Source organism: Methanoculleus sp. UBA208 (genome assembly GCF_002498065.1).
In the GTDB taxonomy this organism is placed as follows: Archaea; Halobacteriota; Methanomicrobia; order Methanomicrobiales; family Methanoculleaceae; genus Methanoculleus.
In genome coordinates, this window is the sequence record NZ_DAFZ01000033.1 from 28,567 (window position 1) to 29,402 (window position 836).

Below are 836 nucleotides of genomic sequence, written 5' to 3' on the forward strand. Positions count from 1 at the left end.
TCCTCTACGACCAGCTCCCGGGCGAGGAGATCCTTGCAACCCTCCCGCGGGACGCCGAACTGATCGACTGCGGGAAGTACGGCGGCAGCCACACCCTCGAGCAGCACGAGATCGAGGCGCTGATGGTCGAGCGTGTCAGGGCGGGGAAGACGGTCGTGCGCCTGAAAGGAGGCGACCCCTTCCTCTTCGGCCGCGGCGGGGAGGAGATCGAGACTCTCCGGGAGCACGGCATCTCCGTCGAGGTGGTGCCGGGGGTGACGAGCGCCATCGCCGTTCCGGAGATGGTCGGCATCCCGGTCACCCACCGGAAATACGCGTCGCAGGTGACGTTCATCACCGGCCACGAAGACCCCACGAAGCCCGAGTCCGCCCTCGACTGGGAGGTCCTCGCACGGCTGAAGGGAACCCTCGTCATCCTGATGGGGGTAAAGAACCTCCCCGCCATCGCGGCGGCCCTCACCGCGAACGGCAAGGACCCCGCGACCCCGGTCGCGATCATCGAGCGGGGCCTCCGGCCCGACCAGCGGGTGACGGTCGGGACTCTCGCCGATATCGCCGAAAAAGCCCGGGCCGCAGGCGTCCGGCCCCCGGCGGTGATCGTGATAGGGGGGGTGGTGGAGTTGTATGATGGGGGCGAGGGGTGAAGGGGCGCGGGCGGTTCTACCTGTCTATACGAGCATATCCACTTTTTCACACACCATCTTGCGGTCCGTGCGTTTGAGGCCGCGTATTCACACGCTCCATTCGGTCAAACGTACCGGGGCACGGATTACCAGTGGATATCGCCATGTGGGGAGGGGCTGACGGGGGGGGGGGGGGGCGGCCCGCCCCCGGCC

1 protein-coding gene is annotated in these 836 nt (G+C 67.8%); it reads left to right on the forward strand.

The window, feature by feature from the left end; translation table 11 throughout:
• Positions 1–644, forward strand: a 644-nt coding sequence (cobA, locus tag BRA62_RS02680; RefSeq protein ID WP_292364586.1) for a uroporphyrinogen-III C-methyltransferase, incomplete at its 5' end; no start/stop codon positions are given.
• Positions 645–836 lie beyond the last annotated feature (192 nt).